Genomic DNA, 507 nt, shown 5'->3' with positions numbered 1-507 from the left:
CTCGATGGAACTCGAATTCGAGAACGGGCCCTCGGGGCGAACCAGCCCCCGGGTCGGTGATATCTGGATCATCCCCGCCAACCACCGCTATTGCGCACTCGCACACGGCAGCACGGTGAAGTACTGCCAAATCACACTTCATCCCGACCTACTGAGCACCAACGACCTCAAACCCGCGATCCGACAGCGTGATCCACTCACCCATCAGATAATCGAGCAGATTGGCGCGGTGGCCGATCGCGACGATGTCTTCGCCCGGCTAGCTACCGAATGGCTCACCCAGACCCTGTTGCTGCATCTATCCGACAAGCTGCCAGGGGGCCCGCAATACCGACCCAGCGTGCACCGCACCCTCGACGAGACCGCCCGTGCCGGCCTGATCGAATACTTGGACGACGCCCCCGATCCGATGATCGGATTGCCCACCCTTGCGAACCAGGCCGGCATGACGGTGCGTGAGCTCATCAAAGCGTTTGTGGCGGCATTTCACACCACGCCGCACCAGCT

At 61.9% G+C, this 507-nt stretch carries 1 pseudogene; it reads left to right on the top strand.

Features of this window, described 5'->3' with window-relative positions:
• A pseudogene (locus tag AC5Y5C_RS24860) lies at positions 1 to 507 on the top strand (helix-turn-helix transcriptional regulator); the annotation flags it as partial.

The sequence above is a fragment of the Mycobacterium sp. NGS15 genome (assembly GCF_059813245.1).
Note: the sequence above shows the minus strand (reverse complement) of the source record. Positions and strands in the feature narration are given on the sequence as shown.